We start from the raw sequence: 3,739 nt of genomic DNA, 5'->3' as shown, positions 1-3,739 counted from the left end.
ATGGGGCTTTTTATTCAACCCAACTGGCCCCTTTTTAAACCGGTGCCTGGCCCGTTTTTATCCCGGTGTTGACAGCACGCCCTTCATGGGCTATTCCGGTGCGACGTACCTGATTCAGGAAGTGTGCAACGCGCTGTTCGATGCGCTGTTCCACATCCTGCCGCTTGCCACCCAGCTCGATGCAGTGCCCGCCACGCCGGCGCGGCTGCACCGCGAGCTGCCGTGGAGCGACGAGGCCAAGGCCAGGCTCGACGAACTCGTCGAAGCGCAGCCGGTCCTCATTCGCATCTCCTTTGCCAAGCGCTTGCGCGATGCGGCGGAAGCCGCCGCACGCCGCGAGGGCGAAAGCTTGGTCAGCGCCGACAGGCTGGCCGATGCGCTGCTCGGAGCATCTGCTCCATGAGCCGCGCGAACCCCATCACCCGCTACCCAGCGGGCACCACCATTCCCTCGGCCTCGGCCGTTGGAATATCGCCGGGGGGCGATCGCCGCCTCTCGCTTTGCACGTCAATACTGGAGATGCAGATATGAGCGATGATCGCCTGGGGCTCAGGACCTACCTGACGCCTGAAGAAGCCAAGGAATTCCACAAGCTGTTCATGAGCAGCTTCCTCGGCTTCACCGCCGTGGCCGTGGTTGCCCACGCGCTCGTGTGGTCGTGGCGTCCCTGGATTTCGTAAGAAATCCACCGTCACAACACTCGCGTTTGGCCATAACGGCCACCCGGCCTTTTTTTGGCCGAACCTGAACGACCGCGCCGCATTGGCGCTTTCACAAGGACAGATACCATGTGGAGAGTCTGGCTTATTTTCGATCCGCGCAGGGCCCTCGTGGCACTTGCCGCTTTCCTGTTTGTGCTGGCAATCGTGATTCACTTCATCCTGCTCAGCACGCCTCGCTTCAACTGGCTCGACGGCCCGCACACCGCGGCCCCGGCAGCCGCAGCCGCAGCCGCGGCGACGCCCTGACCACCTGCAAGGCAAGAGGCGGCATCCCACCACACGTGGACATGCCGCCTCCGGCACTGCCGGGGGGAACCGGTTGATTTTCCATGTACTTGTGCCCGCCAGGCTTGGGCGGGGGAGGATAGAGCTATGGCGCTCCTCAGTTTCGAGCGAAAGTATCGCGTGCGCGGAGGCACGTTGATCGGCGGGGACCTTTTCGATTTTTGGGTCGGCCCGTTCTATGTCGGTTTCTTCGGAGTGATCACGGCGATCTTCGCCTCACTCGGAACAGCCCTCATCCTGTACTGCGCGTCGCAAGGCGGCACGTGGAACCCGTGGCTGATCTCGATCGCCCCGCCTGATCTCAAGTACGGCCTCGGCCTTGCGCCCTTGAGCGAGGGCGGCTTCTGGCAGGTCATTACGGTCTGCGCGATCGTATCGTTCACATCGTGGGCGCTGCGCGAGGTCGAAATCTGCCGCAAGCTCGGCATGGGCTATCATGTGCCCATCGCCTTCGGCTTCGCGATCTTCGCCTACGTTTCGCTGGTGGTGATCCGTCCGGTCCTGCTGGGTGCCTGGCACTTCGGCTTCCCCTACGGTATCTTCAGCCACCTCGATTGGGTGTCGAACACCGGCTACCAGTACCTGCACTTCCACTACAACCCGGCGCACATGCTGGCGGTGAGCTTCTTCTTCACCACCTGCCTCGCGCTCGCATTGCACGGCGCGCTGGTGCTGTCCGCGGTCAACCCCAAGGAGGGTGAGACCGTGAAGACCCCGGAATACGAAGACACCTTCTTCCGCGATCTGATCGGTTACTCGATCGGCACCCTGGGCATCCACCGCCTGGGTCTGCTGCTGGCGCTCAACGCCGGCTTCTGGAGCGCGGTCTGCATCATCATCAGCGGCCCGTTGTGGACCAAGGGCTGGCCTGAATGGTGGAACTGGTGGCTCAACCTGCCGATCTGGTCGTGAAGGAGGACTAGCCGTGGCTTACCAGAATATCTTCACCCAGGTTCAGCTCAGCCATGCCCCGGAAATGGGCATCGCCATGAAGCCGGGCAGCGATCCGCGCGGCACCGCCGTCGGGTTCAACCACCTCTTCGGCCGCTTCGGGCAGGCCCAGCTCGGCCCGATCTATCTCGGCTGGACGGGACTCCTTGCTCTCCTGTGCGGGTTCACCGCGTTCGAGATCATCGGTCTCAACATGATGGCCTCGGTCAACTGGGATCCGATCCAGTTCGTCCGCATGCTCCCCTGGCTCAGCCTCGAGCCGCCGGGGCCGGAATACGGCTTCTCGCCCATCGTACCGCTTGAAAAGGGCGGCTGGTGGATCCTCGCCGGCATGTTCCTGACGCTCTCGGTCCTGCTCTGGGCGATCCGGACCTACCGCCGGGCCCGCGCGCTTGGCATGGGCACCCACGTGTTCTGGGCGTTCATGTCGGCAATCTGGCTGTACCTCGTGCTCGGCTTCATCCGGCCCGCCTTCATGGGCAGCTGGTCTGAAGCGGTGCCCTTCGGCATCTTCCCACATCTCGATTGGACCGCCGCGTTCTCGATCCGCTATGGCAACCTGTTCTACAATCCGTTCCACGCCCTCTCGATCGCCTTCCTCTATGGCTCGACCCTGCTCTTCGCGATGCACGGCGCAACCATTCTGGCAGTCGGCCGGTACGGCGGCGAGCGCGAGATCGAACAGATCACCGATCGCGGTACTGCATCGGAGCGTGCGGCCCTGTTCTGGCGCTGGACCATGGGCTTCAACGCCACGATGGAATCGATTCACCGCTGGGCCTGGTGGTTTGCCGTGCTGACCACGCTGACGGGCGGCATCGGTATCCTCCTCACCGGGACGGTTGTCGACAACTGGTACCTGTGGGCCCAGCAGCACCACTATGCGCCGGCCTATCCCGACACCGGGGTCGTTGATCCGGCATTGGGGAGCAAGGTACAATGACAAGAACCATGCTACTGCGCCTCGGCGCGGTCCTCGCCGGCGCGGCACTGCTCGGTGCCTGCCAACTCGAAACCAAGTCCGCCAAGCAGTCCGGCTATCGCGGCACGGGCATGGACCAGATCACGCTCGCCTCGGCGAACAAGAAGCTTGATCCGGTCCACATCGCGCCGCCCCCGCCCTATGATCCGCCCAAGCCGGGTGGCCGTCCCGCCAAGGAAGCCTACCAGAACGTGCAGGTTCTGGGCGACATCTCGGAGGACGAGTTCAGCTACACGATGGCCGCGATCACGCAGTGGATCGCACCGGAACAAGGCTGCAACTATTGCCACAACCCGGCCAACATGGCCTCGGACGAGATCTACACCAAAAAGGTCGCGCGGCGGATGCTGCAGATGACCCGGAAGATCAACACGGGCTGGACCGGCCACGTGAAGCAGACTGGCGTCACCTGCTACACCTGCCACCGCGGCCAGGCGGTTCCGGCGGCAAACTGGGCACTGCCGGCCAAGGGCAATCCGGATACGATCCTCGGCAACAAGCACGGCCAGAACGTGCCGCTGGAAAGCACGGCCTATTCGTCGCTGCCCAACACGGCCTTTGCCAAGTACCTGCTCGATGGCAACTCGTCGCCGATCCGCGTGCAATCGAACTACAGCCATCCCTCGTCCTACAAGGCAACCGCCAACAAGACGACGACGATGGAAACCGAGGGCACCTACAGCCTGATGATGCACACCTCCTCGGCGCTCGGCGTGAACTGCACGTTCTGCCACAACGCCGGCTCGTTCCAGGCCTGGAACATGAGCACGCCCAAGCGCGTCGGCGCCTGGTACGGCTA

5 protein-coding genes and 1 pseudogene are annotated in these 3,739 nt (G+C 63.3%); all 6 read left to right on the top strand.

Annotated elements, in window-relative coordinates:
- A pseudogene (locus K5Q19_RS08595) lies at nt 1-403 on the top strand (hypothetical protein); the annotation flags it as partial.
- Between the two features lie 124 nt (nt 404-527).
- Complete coding sequence (pufB, locus tag K5Q19_RS08590; protein WP_072383985.1) at nt 528-680, top strand: light-harvesting antenna LH1, beta subunit; 153 nt, start codon at nt 528-530, stop codon at nt 678-680.
- A gap of 108 nt (nt 681-788) precedes the next feature.
- Nucleotides 789-968: a light-harvesting antenna LH1, alpha subunit gene (pufA, locus tag K5Q19_RS08585; RefSeq protein WP_067908623.1), complete on the top strand. Its 180-nt coding sequence runs from the start codon at nt 789-791 to the stop codon at nt 966-968.
- 126 nt (nt 969-1,094) lie between these two features.
- Complete coding sequence (gene pufL, locus K5Q19_RS08580; RefSeq protein WP_292943479.1) at nt 1,095-1,919, top strand: photosynthetic reaction center subunit L; 825 nt, start codon at nt 1,095-1,097, stop codon at nt 1,917-1,919.
- Between the two features lie 13 nt (nt 1,920-1,932).
- Nucleotides 1,933-2,901 (top strand): photosynthetic reaction center subunit M, encoded by a 969-nt coding sequence (pufM, locus tag K5Q19_RS08575; RefSeq protein WP_292943477.1) that lies wholly within the window; start codon nt 1,933-1,935, stop codon nt 2,899-2,901.
- The coding region (pufC, locus tag K5Q19_RS08570; protein WP_292943475.1) for a photosynthetic reaction center cytochrome PufC at nt 2,898-3,739 on the top strand (842 nt) is incomplete at its 3' end. The genes pufM and pufC, both read left to right, overlap by 4 nt.

This window comes from Novosphingobium sp. (genome assembly GCF_019748365.1).
GTDB lineage: Bacteria > Pseudomonadota > Alphaproteobacteria > Sphingomonadales > Sphingomonadaceae > Novosphingobium.
This window is presented reverse-complemented; position numbering and strand designations above follow the sequence as displayed.

Bases quoted from the DNA above. Each gene is read 5' to 3' on its own strand.
- pufB (WP_072383985.1), top strand. From the start codon at position 528: ATGAGCGATGATCGCCTGGGGCTCAGGACCTACCTGACGCCTGAAGAA.
- pufA (WP_067908623.1), top strand. From the start codon at position 789: ATGTGGAGAGTCTGGCTTATTTTCGATCCGCGCAGGGCCCTCGTGGCA.
- pufL (WP_292943479.1), top strand. From the start codon at position 1,095: ATGGCGCTCCTCAGTTTCGAGCGAAAGTATCGCGTGCGCGGAGGCACG.